This window comes from Nocardioides daphniae (assembly GCF_004777465.1).
GTDB classification, from domain to species: domain Bacteria; phylum Actinomycetota; class Actinomycetes; order Propionibacteriales; family Nocardioidaceae; genus Nocardioides; species Nocardioides daphniae.
Genome location: NZ_CP038462.1, coordinates 1081708 through 1099938 on the forward strand (window position 1 = coordinate 1081708; position 18231 = coordinate 1099938).

Annotated in this window: 17 protein-coding genes, 2 tRNA genes and 1 pseudogene; 16 read left to right on the top strand and 4 right to left on the bottom strand. The window is 70.7% G+C overall.

Features of this window, described 5'->3' with window-relative positions; translation table 11 throughout:
* Positions 1-26: 26 nt before the first annotated feature.
* Together E2C04_RS05365 and E2C04_RS05370 are read right to left on the bottom strand one after the other, a co-directional pair.
* A complete protein-coding gene (locus E2C04_RS05365; RefSeq protein ID WP_135831836.1) occupies positions 27-401 on the bottom strand; it encodes a globin in 375 nt (124 codons plus the stop codon).
* A 70-nt stretch (positions 402-471) separates the two neighbouring features.
* Entirely contained in the window at positions 472-1491 is a 1020-nt protein-coding gene (locus E2C04_RS05370) for a mechanosensitive ion channel family protein (protein ID WP_229721469.1), read from the bottom strand.
* A 93-nt stretch (positions 1492-1584) separates the two neighbouring features.
* On the opposite strand from E2C04_RS05370, the gene E2C04_RS05375 reads away from it, so the two are divergent.
* Positions 1585-1962, top strand: coding sequence for a hypothetical protein (locus tag E2C04_RS05375; RefSeq protein ID WP_135831837.1), 378 nt, complete (start codon positions 1585-1587; stop codon positions 1960-1962).
* Positions 1949-2329 (top strand): DUF5130 family protein, encoded by a 381-nt coding sequence (locus E2C04_RS05380; RefSeq protein ID WP_135831838.1) that lies wholly within the window; start codon positions 1949-1951, stop codon positions 2327-2329. Before E2C04_RS05375 ends, E2C04_RS05380 begins: the two co-directional genes overlap by 14 nt.
* 108 nt (positions 2330-2437) lie before the next feature.
* Here E2C04_RS05380 and pepN read toward each other — a convergent pair whose 3' ends face one another.
* A complete protein-coding gene (gene pepN, locus E2C04_RS05385; protein WP_135831839.1) occupies positions 2438-4984 on the bottom strand; it encodes an aminopeptidase N in 2547 nt (848 codons plus the stop codon).
* 195 nt (positions 4985-5179) lie between these two features.
* Here pepN and chrA point away from each other — a divergent pair.
* The 3 genes and pseudogenes from chrA to E2C04_RS17670 all read left to right on the top strand — a co-directional run bounded on the left by chrA (position 5180) and on the right by E2C04_RS17670 (position 8213).
* Positions 5180-6255, top strand: a pseudogene (gene chrA, locus E2C04_RS05390) (chromate efflux transporter).
* Positions 6252-6884: a mycothiol-dependent nitroreductase Rv2466c family protein gene (locus E2C04_RS05395; protein ID WP_135831840.1), complete on the top strand. Its 633-nt coding sequence runs from the start codon at positions 6252-6254 to the stop codon at positions 6882-6884. Before chrA ends, E2C04_RS05395 begins: the two are co-directional and overlap by 4 nt.
* Positions 6885-6980: 96 nt before the next feature.
* Complete coding sequence (locus E2C04_RS17670) at positions 6981-8213, top strand: N-acetylmuramoyl-L-alanine amidase (RefSeq protein ID WP_158630613.1); 1233 nt, start codon at positions 6981-6983, stop codon at positions 8211-8213.
* 17 nt (positions 8214-8230) lie between these two features.
* On the opposite strand, the gene E2C04_RS05410 is transcribed toward E2C04_RS17670, so the two are convergent.
* A complete protein-coding gene (locus E2C04_RS05410) occupies positions 8231-8962 on the bottom strand; it encodes a GOLPH3/VPS74 family protein (RefSeq protein ID WP_135831843.1) in 732 nt (243 codons plus the stop codon).
* Positions 8963-9018: 56 nt separating this feature from the next.
* Between E2C04_RS05410 and metG the strand changes: the two genes are divergently transcribed.
* From metG to E2C04_RS05465, 11 genes are all read left to right on the top strand, one after another.
* Positions 9019-10812 (top strand): methionine--tRNA ligase, encoded by a 1794-nt coding sequence (gene metG, locus E2C04_RS05415; protein WP_135831844.1) that lies wholly within the window; start codon positions 9019-9021, stop codon positions 10810-10812.
* 91 nt (positions 10813-10903) lie between these two features.
* A complete protein-coding gene (locus E2C04_RS05420) occupies positions 10904-11497 on the top strand; it encodes an LURP-one-related family protein (RefSeq protein WP_229721471.1) in 594 nt (197 codons plus the stop codon).
* Positions 11498-11506: 9 nt separating this feature from the next.
* Complete coding sequence (locus tag E2C04_RS05425; protein ID WP_238694436.1) at positions 11507-12358, top strand: alpha/beta hydrolase; 852 nt, start codon at positions 11507-11509, stop codon at positions 12356-12358.
* Between the two features lie 53 nt (positions 12359-12411).
* The gene (locus E2C04_RS05430; RefSeq protein WP_135831845.1) at positions 12412-12918 is read left to right on the top strand and encodes a ribose-5-phosphate isomerase; all 507 of its coding nucleotides are present in this window, start codon (positions 12412-12414) and stop codon (positions 12916-12918) included.
* 21 nt (positions 12919-12939) lie between these two features.
* The gene (locus E2C04_RS05435; RefSeq protein ID WP_135831846.1) at positions 12940-13770 is read left to right on the top strand and encodes an Fpg/Nei family DNA glycosylase; all 831 of its coding nucleotides are present in this window, start codon (positions 12940-12942) and stop codon (positions 13768-13770) included.
* 51 nt (positions 13771-13821) lie between these two features.
* Positions 13822-14898, top strand: a complete 1077-nt coding sequence (locus E2C04_RS05440) for a PP2C family protein-serine/threonine phosphatase (protein ID WP_238694437.1) — start codon at positions 13822-13824, stop codon at positions 14896-14898.
* 95 nt (positions 14899-14993) lie between these two features.
* Positions 14994-15067 (top strand) — tRNA-Gly (locus E2C04_RS05445).
* A 45-nt stretch (positions 15068-15112) separates the two neighbouring features.
* Positions 15113-15188: transfer RNA gene (locus tag E2C04_RS05450), tRNA-Pro, on the top strand.
* A gap of 205 nt (positions 15189-15393) precedes the next feature.
* Positions 15394-16761 carry a trigger factor gene (gene tig, locus E2C04_RS05455; RefSeq protein WP_158630614.1) on the top strand — a complete coding sequence of 456 codons (1368 nt, stop codon included), beginning with the start codon at positions 15394-15396 and terminating at the stop codon, positions 16759-16761.
* 183 nt (positions 16762-16944) lie between these two features.
* The gene (locus E2C04_RS05460) at positions 16945-17553 is read left to right on the top strand and encodes an ATP-dependent Clp protease proteolytic subunit (RefSeq protein ID WP_188421599.1); all 609 of its coding nucleotides are present in this window, start codon (positions 16945-16947) and stop codon (positions 17551-17553) included.
* 3 nt (positions 17554-17556) lie between these two features.
* Positions 17557-18165: an ATP-dependent Clp protease proteolytic subunit gene (locus E2C04_RS05465; protein ID WP_135831850.1), complete on the top strand. Its 609-nt coding sequence runs from the start codon at positions 17557-17559 to the stop codon at positions 18163-18165.
* Positions 18166-18231: the final 66 nt, after the last annotated feature.

Sequence of the window (18231 nt, forward strand, 5' to 3'; positions counted from 1 at the left end):
TCGACCCCGGGGGAGGGCCTCGGCCCTCACTCCGGGGTGTTGACCAGGAACTGCGCGGCGTGGGTGACGTACGCCCAGAACTGCTCGTCCTGCTCGGGCGTCAGGTCGGCGGCGTCCAGGCCGGCACGGAAGTGCTTCAGCCAGTGGGAGGCGGCGGCCGGGTTCACCCGGAAGGGCGCGTGGCGCATCCGCAGGCGCGGGTGGCCGCGCTGCTCGCCGTAAGTGCTGGGGCCGCCCCAGTACTGGGCGAGGAAGAGGGCGAAGCGGTCCGCGGCGGGGCCGAGGTCCTCCTCCTCGTACATCGGCCGGAGCACCTCGTCCTCGGCGACTCCCGCGTAGAACGTGTCGACGATCGTCCGGATGGTCTCCATGCCGCCGATCTCGTCGTAGAACGTGCTCATGGCCCCCATTGTGCCGGGTCGAGCCAGCCGGTGCCGCTTCGCCGGAGCTGCGTCGGGCGAGGGCCGCGGCTCACTCCGCCGGCACGGCCTCCGTGCCGACGGGATCGACCGGGTCGTCGACGTAGCGGGTGTGGGGCACGACGATGCCCTCGGCGTCGAAGCGGGACTTGATCCGCTCGCGCAGGGCACGGGCCACCGGCCACTGCTCCATCGGGGCGGTCTTGACCGAGACGCGCACGGTGACGCCGTCGACCGAGATCTGCTCGACGCCCGGGACCTCGGGCTCCTCGATGATCCGGCCGGTGAACTCGTCGTCGCGCCACATCTCGCGGGCCACGTCGAGCAGCACCTCCCGCGTACGCGTGAGGTCGGCCTCGTGGGAGACCTCGACGTCGAGCACGGCGCGCGCCCAGTTCTGGCTCATGTTGCCCACGCGCAGGATCTCGCCGTTGCGGACGTACCAGACCGTGCCGTTGCCGTCGCGCAGTCGCGTCACGCGCAGGGTGACCGCCTCGACGGTGCCCTGGACGTCGTTGATCCTGATCACGTCGCCGACGCCGTACTGGTCCTCGAAGATCATGAAGATGCCGGAGAGGAAGTCCTTCACCAGCGTCTGGGCGCCGAAGCCCAGCGCCAGGCCGAGGATTCCGGCGCTGGCCAGGACCGGCGCGATGTTGAGCCCCAGCTCGCTGAGCGCCATGGTGACGCCCACCGCCAGGAGTACGCCGGTGATCACCGACTTGAGCAGGCTCCCGATGGTCTTGGCCCGCTGGACCCTGCGGGTGGTCGCAGCGAGGTCGCTGGGCGACTGCTCGGCGCTGCGCCCCAGCACCCCGTTGCGGATCAGCCGGGTCGGGACCATCGGGGTCTCGGCCGAGCGCACGATGCGGTCGACCATGCGGTGCAGGAACCAGCGCGCCACCAGCGCCAGGAGGACCAGCAGGGTGATGGTGACCCCGACCTGGGTGGCGGCCGAGAGGCCTTCGTTGCCGGTGGCCTTCAGCATCACCTCGCACACGGCCTGCGCGTCCGTGCAGGGCGATTCGGCGACGCTGTCGGCGGGGCTCTTCGCGGTGCTCAGGACAGACATGGCGCCCAGTATTGCGAACGCTCGGTTGCCCCTCGGAGGCCGAGGGACGATCGGGATGAGGGCTCCGGAAGGGGAGACGATATCCTTGGGCGCGTGACCACCAAGAGCTCCTCCGTGACCACCAGCCCCGTCCGCGCCCTGCGCTCGTCGCTGCGCCTGTCCGTGCCGCTCACCGTCATCGGTTCCGCCCTGCTCGCCGCTCCGGCGATGGCGGACCTTCCCGAGGCGTGGGAGACCCCCGAGTCGGTCGGCTTCATGGACTTCTTCCTCATCGTCCTGGTCGTCCCGCTGGTCGTGGCGCTCGTGATCACGCTCCTCACCGTCCTGCCCGCGCTGGCACGTGGCGAGAAGCTGTCGGGTCACGTCTCCCCGGTCGCCGACGACTGGTTCGGCGGCCCCCGTGGCGGCAAGGCCGAGGTCGAGGCTTCCGGCGCCGCGAAGGACGCCGGTGGAGCCAGTGGCACGTGGTGATCTGACCGCCAGCGAGCGGGCCGAGCTCGACAAGGTCATCCGCGCCGCGGAGCAGGCCAGTCGCGTCGAGTTCTCGGTCTTCCGCGGCGTCAGCGACGGTGACCCGAAGGCGTTCGCCCGGTCGCTGCACGCCGCGCTGTCCGCACCGGACCGCAGCGTGCTGGTGATGGTCGACCCGCTCGCCCGCGTGGTCGAGGTCGTGACCGGCGCCGAGGTGCGCCGCACGCTCACCGACGCCGAGGCCCACCTGGCCGTGATGGCCATGCAGACCGCGTTCGCCGAGGGTGACGAGGTCGGTGGCCTCAAGCGCGGCATCAACCTGCTGGCCGAGCACGCCCGCGCCCCGCAGTCGAACCACACGAGCTAGGCGCCCCGGGAGTCACGGCGTCCCGGCCCACGCCCCGGCTCCACGACGTACGACGACGGCCCCGCCCCCTCCTGCGAGGGGACGGGGCCGTCGGCCGTTCTGGGGTCGTCAGGCCTGGGCGTCGCGGGCCTGCGCAGCGAGCGCGCGGGCGACGTCGGCGCGACCCTCCTGCACGTAGCGCAGGGCCTGCACGGGCGCCTTCGACCCGGCGAGCCAGGCGTCGACCCGGTCGACGGTCTCCTGCGAGGCGAGCGCCTTGGGGAAGCCGTACTCCAGCACGACCGAGGCCTTGTGGAAGCCCAGCACGTCGACGAGCGTCTCCGCCGCGTCGAGGTACTTCTCGAGGTAGGGCGCGACGACCTCGTCCTGACCGTGCCGGAAGATCGACAGGACCATCTCGCGCGACGTCTCGTTGGGCGTCTGCGGGTCGAGGATCGCGGCCCAGCCTGCGGCCTTGGCGTCCGCGGTGGGTTGGGCGACACGGGCGGCCGCGGCGGCCTCCTTGCCCGCGATCGTGCTGTCGCGCTCGAGCTCGGCGTCGATCTCGGCGTCGGTGAAGCGACCACCGGCGGCCAGTGCGCCGACGAGCAGCCAGCGCAGGTCCTGGTCGACCGCGAGCCCCTCGATGGTGACCGAGCCGTCGAGGAGGCCGACGAGCTGGTCGAGGCCCTCCTCGGAGCGCGCGGCGGCGGCGTACTGGCGGGCGAAGGTGAGCTGGTGGTCGCTGCCGGGCTCGGCGTCGAGCAGCAGCTGGTGCAGCCCCTCCTCCCACTCCTTCTTCAGCGCGGCACGGCCGGCCGGGTCGGAGTAGGAGGCCACGGCCAGCGCGGCCGACGCGGGGATGCGGGTGACGCCCCACGAGTCGGTCTCGGAGCCGATGTTGGCCAGCACCAGACGCACGAAGTCGGTGGCCGCCATCTCGGCGTCGCGGGTCATGTCCCAGGCCGCACCCCACACCAGGGCACGGGCCAGCGAGTCCTCGAGGTCCGAGAGGTGGGCGACGGCGGTGGCCTGCGAACGCTCGTCGAGGCGGATCTTCGCGTAGGCGTGGTCCTCGTCGTTGAGCAGCAGCAGGTCGGGCTGGGCCTTGCCGACCAGCTCCGCCAGGGCGGTCTCGGCCCCCTCGACGTCGACCTCGACGTACTCCCGGCGCACCAGCGCGCCGGCGTCGTTGAGGTCGTACAGGCCGATGCCGAGGCGGTGCCGGCGCAGCGTGGGCTGCTCGGGCGCCGCGCTCTGCAGCACGGAGAACGAGGCGTACGTCCCGTCGTCGGCGAGCGTGAACTCCGGACGCAGCGTGTTGACGCCGGCGGTCTGCAGCCACTCCTTCGCCCAGCCCTTGAGCTCACGGCCGGACGCGGTCTCCAGCGCGGCGAGCAGGTCGTCGAACGTGGCGTTGCCGAAGGCGTGGTCCTTGAAGTACTGGCGCAGGCCGGCCAGGAACGGGTCGAGGCCGACCCAGGCGACGAGCTGCTTCAGCACCGACGCGCCCTTGGCGTAGGTGATCATGTCGAAGTTCACCTCGACCGCGTGCAGGTCGACGTTGTCGGCCGCGACGGGGTGGGTCGAGGGCAGCTGGTCGGCGCGGTAGCCGGTCTGCTTGCGGGCGTTGGCGAAGCCGGTCCAGGCGTCGGTGAACTCGGTGGCCTCGGCCTCGCACCAGTAGCAGGCCCACTCGGCGAACGACTCGTTGAGCCAGAGGTCGTCCCACCACTGCATCGTCACGAGGTTGCCGAACCACATGTGGGCCATCTCGTGGGTGATGATCGAGGTGCGGAACTCGTAGAACGAGCGCGGCTGGCGCGAGCGGGGGAGGTACTCGTCGCGGATGGTGACGCAGCCCGCGTTCTCCATCGCGCCCATGTTGTACTCCGGCACGTAGAGCTGGTCGTACTTGCCGAAGGGGTAGGGGAAGTCGAACTTCTCCTCGAAGAACTCGAACGACTTCTTGGTCGTCTCGACCAGGTTGTCGCGGTCGAGGAACTCCACCAGCGACTGGCGGCAGTAGTGGCCCAGCGGGATCGTGCCGTGCTTGCCCTCGTAGGTGTCGAGCACCTCGTGGTACTCGCCGGCCACGACGGCGGTGATGTAGGTCGACATCCGCTCGGTCGGGGCGAAGCGCCACACGGCCTTCCCGCCGCCTGCCGCCTCCGGCACCGGCGTCGCCGAGTTGGAGATGACCTTCCAGTGGTCGGGGGCGGTGACCGTGAAGGTGAAGACGGACTTGAGGTCCGGCTGCTCGAAGGTGGTGAAGACGCGACGCGCGTCCGGCACCTCGAACTGGCTGTAGAGGTAGACGCGGTCGTCGACCGGGTCGACGAAGCGGTGCAGGCCCTCACCGGTGTGCGAGTAGGTGCAGTCGGCCTTCACGACGAGCGTGTTGGTCTCGGCGAGGTCGTCGAGCGTGATGCGGCTGTCGACGTAGACCTCTGCCGGGTCCAACGAGCGACCGTTGAGGGTGATCTCGTGGACGGTCGCGTCCACGAGGTCGGCGAAGGTGCTCGCGCCGGGGGTGGTGGCGGAGAACTCGAGGGTGGTCGTCGAGCCGAAGGTCTTCTCACCGGTGGTGAGGTCCAGCTCGACGGTGTACGACGTGACGTCCAGGAGGGCGGCGCGGGTGGCGGCCTCGTCCCTGGTCAGGTTGGTTCCAGGCATGGGCCCGATCATGTCACTTCGGCCGGTGGGCGCCCAGCACCGTCGTGGGGCCGTTCCCGGATCGTTGCCTCGACCGCGTCGGGCGGCGACGCGTCACCGGGGCTGCCTAGCATCGAGCCCGTGGAACGCACCCGACCCCGCGAGCTCGCACTCCTCTTCCTCCGCCTGGGTGTCGTCGCCTTCGGCGGGCCCGCGGTGCACATCGCGTTGATGCGCGACGAGCTGGTGCGTCGTCGGGGCTGGCTCGACGACCAGCGCTTCCTCGACCTGATGGCCGCCACCAACCTGGTGCCCGGCCCGAACTCCACCGAGCTGGCGATCCACCTGGGCCACGAGCGCGGGGGCTGGCGCGGGTTCTGGGCGGCCGGGCTCGCCTTCATCCTGCCCGCCGCGTTGCTCGTCACCGGCCTGGCCTGGGTCTACGTCGAGTGGGGGAGCACCCCCGTGCTCGACGGGGTGCTGGCGGGGGTCGTGCCGGTGGTGGTGGCGATCGTCGTCTGGTCGGCCGTCGGCCTGGGGCCGACCGCCCTGCACAGTCCGTGGCTGCGCGTGCTGGCCGCCGTGGCGCTGGTGACCTACCTGCTCGGTGCCCCGGAGCTCGCCGTGCTCCTCGCGGGGGGAGTGCTGGGCGTCCTGGTGGGCTGGGGGAGCCGCCGCCGTCGTACGCAGCGTGCCTCGGGCCCGCAGGCCGTCGTGGCCGCCGCCGTGCTCTGGGCCGCCGACCGCACCGGCGGCGCGGTCGACCTGGAACGCCTCGCCACGCTGGGCTGGACGATGCTGCGGATCGGGGCGGTGCTCTACGGCGGCGGCTACGTGCTGCTGGCCTTCCTCGACGGTGAGTACGTCGAGCGCCTCGGCTGGCTCACCCGGACCGAGCTGCTCGACGCGGTGGCGGTGGGTCAGATGACCCCGGTCCGCTCTTCACCTCGGCGACCTTCGTCGGCTTCCTGGTTGCCGGCCTGCCGGGCGCGCTGGTCGCGACCGTGGCGATCTTCGCGCCCTCCTTCCTCTTCGTCGCGCTGCTGACCCGGGTGACGAGCCGGTTGCGCGCCCGCTGGTGGACGGCCGCCTTCCTCGACGGGGTGAACGCCACGGGACTGGCGCTGATGGTCGGCGTGGCCTGGCTGCTGGGCCGCGAGGCGTTCACCGACGTGGTGGGCCTGGGGCTCGCGCTGGTGACGCTGCTGGCGCTGTGGCGCACCCGCCTCAACAGCGCCTGGCTCGTGCTGGGCGGGGCGGTCGTGGGCGGTCTGATTCACTGGGTGGCGTGACGACTGAGACTGACGCCCCGCGCAAGGACACCGCCGACTTCTGGTTCGACCCGCTCTGCCCCTTCGCGTGGATCACCTCGCGGTGGATCCTCGAGGTGGAGAAGGTGCGCGACATCGAGGTGGTGTGGCACGTGATGAGCCTCGCCTACCTCAACCAGGACAAGGACATCCCCGACGAGTACCGCGAGATGCTCGAGCCGGCCTGGGGCCCGGTGCGCGTCTGCATCGCCGCCGAGCAGCGCCACGGCAAGCAGGTGCTGGCCCGGCTCTACACGGCCTTCGGCAACCGGATCCACCTCGCCGAGGACGACAACGCGATCACTCGCGAGCTGATCGCGGCCGCGGTCGCCGAGGCCGGCCTCGAGCCCGACCTCGTCGACGCCATGGACGACGCGTCGCTCGACGAGGCCGTGGCCCGCTCGCACCACGAGGGGATGGACCAGGTCGGCGACGACGTCGGCACCCCCACCATCGCGATCAACGGCGCTGCCTTCTTCGGACCGGTGCTCTCGAAGACCCCGCGGGGCGAGGAGGCCGGCGAGCTCTGGGACGGCTGCGTCGCCGTCGCGAAGTTCCCCTACTTCTACGAGCTGAAGCGCTCGCGCACCGGCGAGCTCGACTTCAGCTGACGCTGCCGCAGAGGCCCTCGGAGGAGTCCCTTCCGGGGGCCTCGTGCCTGTCCAGGGGGTGTTTCGCGGTGGGGTGGTGAGTGCATGCTGAACGGCATGCTTCGACTTCCCCGTCCCTGCACCTTCCGACATCAGGGCGCGGTGGTCACCGCCCTGGTGGTGGCCGCCGCCGGGCTGGGCGCGCCCGCCGAGGCCGCCGCAGCCGGACCCGCCGCCCACCGCTCCGTGCCCGCCCCGCCGGTCTCCCTGCAGGGCGTGGGTGGCGGCGTACGGGAGGCTCGGCCCGCCGTCCCGGCCGGGGGCGCGACGCTGCGCACCGACCGCTTCTCGATGATCGGCGCGACCTGGACCGGGGGCGGCGACCCGCGGGTCCAGTTCAGCCTCCGCGGGGTTGACGGCTGGGGTCGCTGGCAGTCGCTCACCACGCTCGAGGACGGCCCCACGGCAGGTGCGGGGGAGGGCAACGGCGTACGCGGCACCGACCTGGTGTGGGTCGGCGCGGCGTCCCACGTGCGCGTACGCAGCCTCGGTCACCGACCACGTGACCTGCGGCTCGTCCTGCTCGACACCTCGGGACGGCCCGAGGTGGTCCGACCCGCGGCGGAGCCCACGACCGCACCGTCGGAGACGCCGACCGCGACCCCCACAGCGACCCCGACAGCGACCCCGACAGCGACCCCCACCTCCACCCCCACGGCACTGCCCACCGGGGAGGCCAAGCCGAGGCGGACGGCGCCGCCCCCGCGCATGCGTCCGCGCAAGAAGTGGGGTGCGAAGGAGAAGTGGCGCACCAGCCCGCCGGTGATGCGGCGGACGCTGAAGCAGGTCCACGTCCACCACACCGCTAGCAGCAACCGCTACTCGCGCGCCGACGTGCCGGGCATCCTGCGCGGCTTCTACCGCTACCACACCAAGTCGCTGGGCTGGTCCGACATCGGCTACAACGTGCTGGTCGACCGGTTCGGGCGCGCGTGGGTGGGGCGCCACGGCGGCGACATGGTGCGCGGCGCCCACACCCTCGGCTTCAACCACAACTCCATCGGGGTCGCCGTCATCGGTGACTACCGCCGCAAGAAGCCCACGAAGGCCGTGATCCGCACGGTTGCCCGCGTGGCCGCCTGGCAGCTCGACAAGAACGGTCGCCACGCCCTCGGCAAGGTCAAGGTCGTCTCCAAGGGCTCCGACCGCTTCCGCCGCGGCAAGGCAGTGACGTTGCCGGTGATCGACGGCCACCTGCACACCAACCAGACCGCGTGCCCCGGCGCCCAGCTGGTCAAGGTGCTGCCCGGGATCCGCAAGCGGGCGGAGTACCGGATCCGCAAGTACTGAGCAGGTCAAGTACTGGGTCAGGTGCTCGTGGCCGCCGTGGTGGTGGAGACCATCACGGCGGTGGAGATCGCTGCCTGCGAGGCAGCGACGGCGTCGCGCACCGCCTTCGCCGCCCAGTCGCCCTCGGTGATCGCCTTGGCCCGCCTCTTCACCTCGCGCGGGCTGAGCTCACCGCGCTGTGAGGTCAGGTCGCCCGGCGCGAGCACCTTGTAGGCCTGGTCGACGGCGGCGAGGAGGGCCACCAGGGCGGCGGTGCGGGGCGTCGGCATGAGGCCGATGACCAGGCAGTCGCGCAGGGACGCACGCACCTGCTGCTCGTGCTGGACGTCCACCGCCGGCCAGGTCGTGCTCGGGAAGAGCCCGAGGATCTTCGTCTCCCGCCGCTCGAGGATGCCCCGGGCGACGAGCCTGTCCTGCAGCTCCTTCCGCACGCCCCTGCCGAGCCGGTCCACGAGGCCCTGGGCCGTGCGCGGCTTCTCGGCGACGACCTCCCAGGCCCGGGCCAGCAGCGGGTCGGGTGCTGCGCCCCCGGCCGGCGGGTGGACGGCGTGGACCTTGGCCGTGTGCCACATCCCGCGCTTCTCCTCGACCTCGACCGCGCCGTCGAGGGCGAGCTCGGCCAGGAGCGCGCCGCCGAAGAGCGGTTGGGCGTAGGAGGCGGCGGCGAGGCGCCCCTTCTCGTCGTCCATCAGCAGGAGGAGCAGGTCCTCCGCGATCAGCGTCCTCGACTCGGCGTGCGGCTGGCTCATGCCGACGAACCTAGCCGGGAGGCACGGCCGCGCACGAGCGTCACTAGGATTCCCCCATGAGCAAAGTCCTCTCCGCTGTCGCCTGGCCGTACGCGAACGGCCCGCGCCACATCGGCCACGTGGCCGGTTTCGGTGTGCCCTCCGACGTCTTCAGTCGGTACATGCGCATGGGGGCGGGCCACGACGTGCTCATGGTCTCCGGCTCCGACGAGCACGGCACGCCGATCCTGATCGCGGCCGACGAGGCGGGGATGACCCCGCAGGAGCTGGCGGACAAGAACCACCGCCTCATCGTCGAGGACCTCGTCGGCCTGGGGCTCTCGTACGACCTCTACACGCGCACGACGACCGGCAACCACCACGCGGTGGTGCAGGAGATGTTCCGCGGGGTGCACGCCAACGGCTACTTCGTCGAGGAGACCACCTTCGGGGCGATCTCCCCGTCGACCGGTCGTACGCTGCCCGACCGCTACATCGAGGGCACCTGCCCGATCTGCAAGACCCCCGGTGCCCGTGGTGACCAGTGCGACGCCTGCGGCAACCAGCTCGACCCCCACGACCTGATCGACCCGGTCAGCCGCATCAACGGCGAGACCCCGCAGTTCATCGAGACCCAGCACTTCTTCCTCGACCTCCCGGCCCTGGCCGAGGCGCTGGGGGAGTGGCTCGACGAGCGCGACGCGTCGGGCACCTGGCGCCCCAACGTCATCAAGTTCTCGATGAACATCCTCAAGGAGATCCGTCCCCGGGCGATGACGCGCGACATCGACTGGGGCATCGCGGTGCCGCTCGACGGCTGGCGCGACAACCCGACCAAGAAGCTGTACGTCTGGTTCGATGCCGTGATCGGCTACCTGTCGGCCTCGATCGAGTGGGCGCGCCGCTCGGGCAACCCCGAGGCGTGGCGCGAGTGGTGGAACGACCCGCAGGCCCTGTCGTACTACTTCATGGGCAAGGACAACATCACCTTCCACAGCCAGATCTGGCCGGCCGAGATGCTCGCCTACAACGGCAAGGGTGCCAAGGGTGGCGAGGCCCACGAGCTCGGTGAGCTCAACCTGCCGACCGAGGTCGTCTCCTCGGAGTTCCTCACCATGGAGGGGCGCAAGTTCTCCTCCTCCAAGAAGGTCGTCATCTACGTCGCCGACCTGCTGAGCCGCTACCAGGCCGACGCCTTCCGCTACTTCGTCGCCGCCGCCGGCCCGGAGAACCAGGACTCCGACTTCTCGTGGGCGGAGTTCGTGCAGCGCACCAACTCCGAGCTGGTCGCCGGCTGGGGCAACCTGGTCAGCCGCACGGCGACGCTGATCGCCAAGAACTTCGGTCAGGTACCGGCGCCCGCCGGGCTGACCGCCGAGGACGAGGCCGTCCTGGCCACGACGCTGGCCGCCTTCGACACCGTGGGCGACCTGATCAGCCGCAACCGGATGCGCAACGCGATCAACGAGGCGATGCGCGCCGTGGCCGACGTCAACAAGTACGTCACCGACGCCGAGCCGTGGAAGATCAAGGAGGACCCCGAGCGCCTCGGGACCGTCCTGTGGGTGATGGCCCAGGCCGTCCAGGACCTCAACACCCTGCTCAGCCCCTTCCTGCCGTTCACGGCCAACCAGATCGACACGATCCTGGGAGGCGCCGGCGACCTGCAGCCGCTGCCGCGCATCGAGGAGGTCACCGACCTCGACCTCGAGGGCCGCGCCTACCCGGTGATCACCGGCGACTACGCGGGCGTGCGCGCCTGGGGCCGCCACGACGTCGTGGTCGGCACCCCGATCGAGAAGCCGACCCCGGTCTTCACCAAGCTCGACCCGACGCTGGTCGATGAGGAGCTCGCCCGACTGGGCATCTGAGCCGTCACGCTCCGACGAGCCTCCGGGCCCCGTCGCCCGGCCTGTGAATTCAGGCGGTGCGGCGGGGCCTGTTGCCGCTAATGTCTCGCCCATGACCGAGCCTGCGCACGACGAGACGTCCCGCACCATGTACCTGCCGCGCTTCTACGTGCGCCAGAAGATCACCCTCATGGTCAACCGCTTCGAGATCTACGCGGCCGACCCGGCCACGGGCGAGCAGGGCCAGCTGATGGCCTTCGCCGAGCAGAAGCGCTTCGCCTTCAAGGAGCAGGTCACCTTCTTCTCCGACGCCTCGAAGACCCGGGCGGTCTTCGGGTTCAGGGCGCGCCAGGTCATCGACCTCAACGCCGGCTACGACATCACCGACGAGGTCGGCGCACCGCTGGGCTACTTCAAGAAGGACTTCGCCCAGAGCCTGCTGCAGACCACGTTCCACGTGGAGGGCGCGGGCTTCGCGGGCAGCGGCAAGGAGCGCTCGCTGCTCTTCGCGCTGCTGCGCCGCTTCGCCGACCTGCCGGTGCCGATCCACTTCGACTACGTCGACTCGGCCGGCGCGCCCCTGCTCTCGATCACGCGCAAGTTCGCCGTGCGCGACCAGTACGACGTCCAGGTCGCCGACCCGCGGGTCGACTTCCGGGTGGCGGCAGCGATCGCTGTCGGCATGGACGTCCTGATGGACCGCTGAGCCACGCCGATGCTGCCTCCCGAGCCTGACGGCACACCTGTCTCCCAGGACGACCTCGACGTCACCGACCCGCGCTTCGACCTGGTCGCCGCGCGGGCCGAGGACCGGGAGGCGGCGCTGCTGGCGCCGCGGGAGGACGTACGGCACGTGGAGGACCTGGACGTCCGCGGCGTGCCCGTGCGCTGGTACCGGCCCGTCGAGGCCCCCGCCGGGCTGGTGGTCCACCTGCACGGTGGGGGATTCGTCTTCAACGACGTCGAGGTCCACGACCCGCACGTACGACGCCTCGCCAACCGCTCCGGCCTGGCGGTGCTCAGCGTGGAGTACCGACGTCCGCCCGAGGACCGCTTCCCTGCCGCCGTCGACGACGTCTCCACCGTCGTGGAGTGGCTCGACGACGGCGGGCTCGCCACCTTGAGGCTGCCCGCCGACGTGCCCGTCTTCGGCCACGGCGACAGTGCCGGCGCCAACCTGGCGCTGGTCGCCGCCCTGCGGCACCCGGGCCGCTTCGCCGGCCTGGTGCTGATCTATCCGTTCCTCGACCCGACGCTTGCCGGCGCGTCGTACGAAGAGGCGACGGAGGGCTTCGACGCGGCCGAGGCCCGGTGGTACTGGGAGCAGTACGCCGGCTCGCCCGACGACCTCACCCACCCCGACCTCGCCCCGCTGCTCAGCGACGGGCTCGCCGGGCTGCCTGCGACGCTGGTGGCCACCGCGGAGAACGACCCGTGCCGCGACGACGGCGAGACCTTGGTCACGCGCCTGGCCGACCTCGGCGTCGAGGTCGTCGGCACCCGCTACCTCGGCGTCGTGCACGGCTTCTGGCGCCGTCCTGAGGAGTACGACGCCGCCGAGTGCTGATGGGGCAGGTGGCCGGTTTTCTGACCCGGCGCACCTGAGGGAGAATGGCGCCCATGCGCGTTCACATCGGTTCCGACCACGCCGGCCTCGAACTCAAGGACCACCTGCTCAACTGGCTCGTCGACGAGGGCTACGAGGCCGTCGACCACGGCCCCTTCGTCTACGACGCGCTCGACGACTACCCCGTCTTCTGCCTGCGTGCCGCCGAGGGCGTCGCCGCCGATCGCGCCGAGGGCCTCGACAGCCTCGGCATCGTCATCGGTGGCTCCGGCAACGGTGAGCAGATGGCCGCCAACAAGGTCATCGGCATCCGCGCCGCCCTGGTCTGGAACGACGACACCGCCGCGCTGGCGCGCGACCACAACGACGCCAACGTCATCTCGGTCGGCGGTCGCCAGCACACGATCGAGGAGATGACCCGCTTCATCGGCATCTTCCTCGAGGCTCCGTTCTCCGGCGACGAGCGCCACGTGCGCCGCATCGGCCAGATGAGCGAGTACGAGCAGACCCGCGAGCTCCCGCCGCTGCCCGAGTCCGCCCTGCGCGGCCCGGAAGCCTGACCGGCAGGATCTGGGCGACGGATGCCTGAGGGGCACACCCTCCGCCGTCTCGCGGGCCACCTGGACGAGGCCTTCGCCGGACGCCCGGTGCGGGCCTCGAGCCCGCAGGGCCGCTTCGAGGTGGAGGCGCGGCAGATCGACGGCGCGGTGCTGGTCGGCGCCGACTCGATCGGCAAGCAGCTCTTCGTCGAGTTCAGCGGCGAGCGCTTCGTCCACGTCCACCTGGGCCTGATCGGGGGCTGGGAGGTCACCACGGGCGTCGAGGAGGTCCCGCCGCCGGTCGGTGCCGTACGCCTGCGCCTGGCGACGGCGACGGCGTACGCGGACCTGCGCGGTGCCACCCGGTGCGACCTGGTCGGACCGGAAACCGTGGAGCGGGTGCGGGCCCAGCTCGGGCCTGACCCGCTGCGCCCCGAGGACGACGTGGAGCGGGCCTGGGCGAAGGTGCGGGTCAGCAGCCGCACCATCGGCGACCTGCTGATGGACCAGACCGTGCTCGCCGGCGTCGGCAACGTCTACCGGGCGGAGGTGCTCTTCCGGCACCGCATCGACCCCCTGCGCCAGGGGCGACAGGTCACCCGGGCCCAGTTCGTCGCCCTGTGGGACGACCTCGTGGTCCTGATGAACGAGGGGGTGGCCACCGGTCGGATCGACACGGTGCGGCCCGAGCACACCCCCGAGGCGATGGGACGGCCGCCGCGCAAGGACGACCACGGGGGAGAGGTGTACGTCTACCGACGCACCGCGATGCCGTGCCTGGTGTGCGGCACGCCGGTGAGCAGCAGCACGCTGGGTGGTCGCAACCTCTTCTGGTGCAGCAAATGCCAACGCGCCCCGCGTCGGCGCGACTAGGGTTGGACCCCGGACGGGAATCGAGGGTGGTGCATGACTGAGCAGGCGTCGATGCTGTCTGCCCCTTTCCGCACGCTCCGCCGACGGGTTCAGCGCAGCATGCGCACCGGCTGGTCGATGGAGCTGCTGGCGCTGATCGTCACCGCGGTGGGGATGGCGGTCCTGATCGTCACGTTCCCGTCGTGGGCGCCGCTGATGATGCTGGTGCTTCCGCTGGCCGTGGGCAGCCTCGTCCTCGGACCCAAGGAGCTGCCCTGGTTCGTGGTCTTCGTGCTCCTGGTGCTGGCGCTGACCACCACGCAGCGGGCCGACATGAACGCCCGCTCGGCGGTCACCGTCGCGGTCGTCTTCGCGCTGGGCTTCATCATCCTGCTCGCGTCGTTCCGACGCTCACGCCTCGGCGTCGCCGGGGTCCGCGGCGAGTCGATGCTGGTCGACCTGCGCGACCGCATCCTCAAGCAGGGCACGATCCCCGACCTGCCCGACGACTGGCAGGTCGAGTGGGAGCTCCGCTCGGCCGGCGGCACCCTCTTCGCGGGTGACTTCGTGGTGGCCTCCCGGGCCTCCTGCGGCCGGCTCGACCTGGTCGTGGTCGACGTCTCCGGCAAGGGCGAGCAGGCCGGCACCCGGGCGCTCCTGCTCTCGGGCGCCTTCGGTGGCCTGATGGGGGCGCTCTCGCCGGAGGAGTTCCTGCCCGCCGCCAACGACTACCTGCTGCGCCAGGAGTGGGTGGAGGGGTTCGCCTCCGCGGTGCACCTCTCCCTCGACCTGACCACCGGCCGGTACGAGGTGCGCTCGGCCGGGCACCCGCCCGCCGCGCTGCACGACGCCGGCGCCGGTCGCTGGGCCGTCCTCGACACCGAGGGACCGTTGCTGGGCCTGATCCCCGGCGCGGAGTTCCCGGTGAGCACCGGCACGATGCGCCGCGGCGACGCGATGCTGCTCTACACCGACGGCCTGGTGGAGACGAAGGGCCGCGACATCTCGATGGGCATCGACCGCATGCTCGGCCAGGCCGAACGGGTCCTGCGTGGCGACTTCTCCAACGGCGCCGCACGCCTGGTCGACGCCGTCGGCGGCCCCGACGACGACCGCGGGTTGCTGCTGCTGCACCGCAAGCTCGCCTGACGACCCGACTTGCGCCATCGCCGCGCCGGTGTGGCACCATGTCTCCCGCGCGGCCTGCTCGACCGACGTACGTCGGGAGCGCGGCACACGTGCACGCGGATGTAGCTCAATGGTAGAGCCTCAGTCTTCCAAACTGATTACGCGGGTTCGATTCCCGTCATCCGCTCCAAGGAGCCTCGGGGGAGTCCTTCTCAGTCCGTCACGGGCTCTTTGACGGGGCGTAGCGTAGTGGCTAGCGCGCCTGCTTTGGGAGCAGGAGACCGCAGGTTCGAGTCCTGTCGCCCCGACCACCGTCCTCCACCACGCGGGTGCCCTCCCGGTGCGCAGACGGGGGATTTCGACCCCGGGGAGGGGTGCAAGTACGCTGGTCTGTGGACGAATCTGCCCGAGCCCCGCGCGACGTGGGTTGCTCGTTCGGAGCCCCTGCCCATCCCGGGCAGGCCAATGCCCAACGGGCACCCCAGACCTTGCACCACCATGGATAGGAGAACACCTGTGAAGAGCGCCGTCGAGAACTTGAACCCGACCCGGGTCAAGCTGACTGTCGAGGTGCCCTTCGAGGAGCTCAAGCCGAGCCTCGACGCGGCGTACAAGAAGATCGCCCAGCAGATCAACGTCCCCGGCTTCCGCCGTGGCAAGGTCCCGGCCGCGGTCATCGACCGCCAGGTCGGACGCGGTGCCGTGCTGAACGAGGCGATCAACGAGATCGTCCCCGCCAAGTACATGGAGGCCCTGACCGAGAACGACCTGGAGCCCCTGGCCCAGCCCGAGATCGAGGTCACCAAGCTGGAGGACAACGACGTCGTCGAGTTCACCGCCGAGGTCGACGTGAAGCCGCAGTTCGAGCTTCCGGCCTACGACGGCCTCGAGGCGCAGGTCGATGACATCACCGTCACCGACGCCGATGTCGAGGAGCAGGTCCAGGCGCTGCGTGAGCGCTTCGGCACCCTGGTCGACGTGGAGCGCGCGGCCGCCGACGGCGACTTCGTGACCATCGACCTGCGCGCCGACCAGGACGGCGAGACCGTCGAGGGTGGCGAGGTCTCCGGCATGTCCTACAAGGTCGGCCGTGGCGGCATGCTCGACGGCCTCGACGAGGCCCTCGTCGGCATGTCGGCCGGCGACGAGAAGACCTTCTCCTCCGAGCTGGTCGGTGGCGACCTGGTCGGCGAGGCCGTCGAGGTCACCGTCAAGGTCACCGGCGTGCAGGAGCAGCAGCTGCCCGAGTTCGACGACGAGTTCGCCCAGCTCGCCTCCGAGTTCGACACCGCCGAGGAGCTCAACGCCGACGTGCGCGAGCGCCTGGGTCGCGGCAAGCGCCTCGAGCAGGCCGCCGCCGCGCGCGACGCCGTCCTCGAGGTCCTCCTGGAGAAGGTCTCGATCCCGCTCCCCGAGACCGTGGTCACCGACGAGCTCAACTCCCGTCGCGCCAACATCGAGCAGCAGCTGATGTTCTCCGGCACCACGATGGAGAAGTACCTCGAGGACGAGAACCAGACCGTCGAGGAGTTCGAGGCCGACCTCGACCGCCGCGTGCGTGACGCGATCACCGCGCAGTTCATCCTCGACAAGGTCGCCAAGGCCGAGGAGCTCGGCGTCGACCAGAACGACCTCAGCCAGCACATGGTGATGCGCGCCCAGCAGTCCGGCCAGGACCCGCAGGAGTTCGCGAACCACATGTTCGAGCACAACCACATCCCCGAGCTCGTGCAGGAGATCCTGCGCGGCAAGGCCCTGGCGCAGATCGTCGAGTCGGCGACCGTCAAGGACGCCTCGGGCAACGTGGTGGACCTGAAGAACCTCCGCCCGGACGGCACCATCGGTGAGCCGGCCGCCGAGGAGGAGGCCGGCGAGGAGGCCTGAGCCTCCCGCTGACCCGCTGAGCTCCGGACCCCCGTCGCCCTTCCGGGCGGCGGGGGTCCTGCGCGTCGTGGCCCGTGTGCGCTGTGGGCGAACAGGGCGCCACAACGCGTGGATTGGTCGGTGCCACGGGCTAGTGTCATCGACGTGAACCTGAACTCCAGCGCTTCCCCGACGTCGCCCCAGATGAACGGCGGCGGCTCCTACGGGCTCGACGACCACATCTACCAGCGCCTGCTCAAGGAGCGGATCGTCTTCCTCGGCTCCGAGGTGCGAGACGCCAACGCGAACGCGATCTGCGCGGCGCTCCTCCTGCTCTCCGCGGAGGACCCCGAGGCGGACATCTTCCTCCACATCAACAGCCCGGGCGGCTCGGTGGACGCCGGCATGGCGATCTACGACACGATGAACTACATCCCCAACGACGTGGTCACCGTGGGCATGGGTCTGGCCGCGTCGATGGGCCAGTTCCTCCTCTGCGCCGGCACCAAGGGCAAGCGCTACGCCCTGCCGCACGCGCGGATCATGATGCACCAGCCCTCCTCGGGCATGGGCGGCTCCGCCTCCGACATCAAGATCCAGGCGCAGCAGTCCCTGCACATCAAGAAGGTGCTCCTCGACCTGATCGCCGAGCACACCGGCCAGTCGGTCGAGCAGGTCATCGCCGACGCCGACCGCGACCGTTGGTTCACCGCTGAGCAGGCCAAGGAGTACGGCCTGGTCGACAAGGTGATCGCCAGTGCCCGCGACGCCGCCGACGAGGGTCGCCCCGCCCACACGAAGAAGGACGACTGACCCATGAACTACTACATCCCGCAGTGGGAGGAGCGGACCTCCTACGGGTTCCGCCGCATCGACCCCTACGCGAAGCTCTTCGAGGAGCGCATCATCTTCCTCGGGTCGCCGATCTCCGACGACGTGGCCAACGCCGTCATGGCCCAGCTGCTCTGCCTGGAGACGATGAACCCCGACCAGGACATCTCGATCTACATCAACTCGCCCGGTGGCTCCTTCACGGCGCTCACCGCGATCTACGACACGATGCAGTTCATCAAGCCCGACGTGCAGACCGTCTGCCTGGGCCAGGCGGCCTCGGCGGCGGCGATCCTGCTCGGCGCCGGCACCCCCGGCAAGCGTCTCGCGCTGCCGAACAGCCGGATCCTGATCCACCAGCCCTACACCGAGGGCACCTTCGGCCAGACCTCGGACATCGAGATCCAGGCCAACGAGATCCTGCGCATGCGCGAGCTGCTGGAGAAGATGATCTCCGAGCACTCCGGCAAGGACATCGAGCAGGTGAGCCGCGACATCGAGCGCGACAAGATCCTCACCGCCGATCAGGCCCTCGAGTACGGCCTGATTGACTCGATCCTGCAGAACCGCAACTCGGCGCTCGCCCTCGGCTGAGCAGCCCCACCACGGGTCGGCACCCGCCGACTCCTCGAGGCACTCCGTGTCCCGCCCCCATCCGGG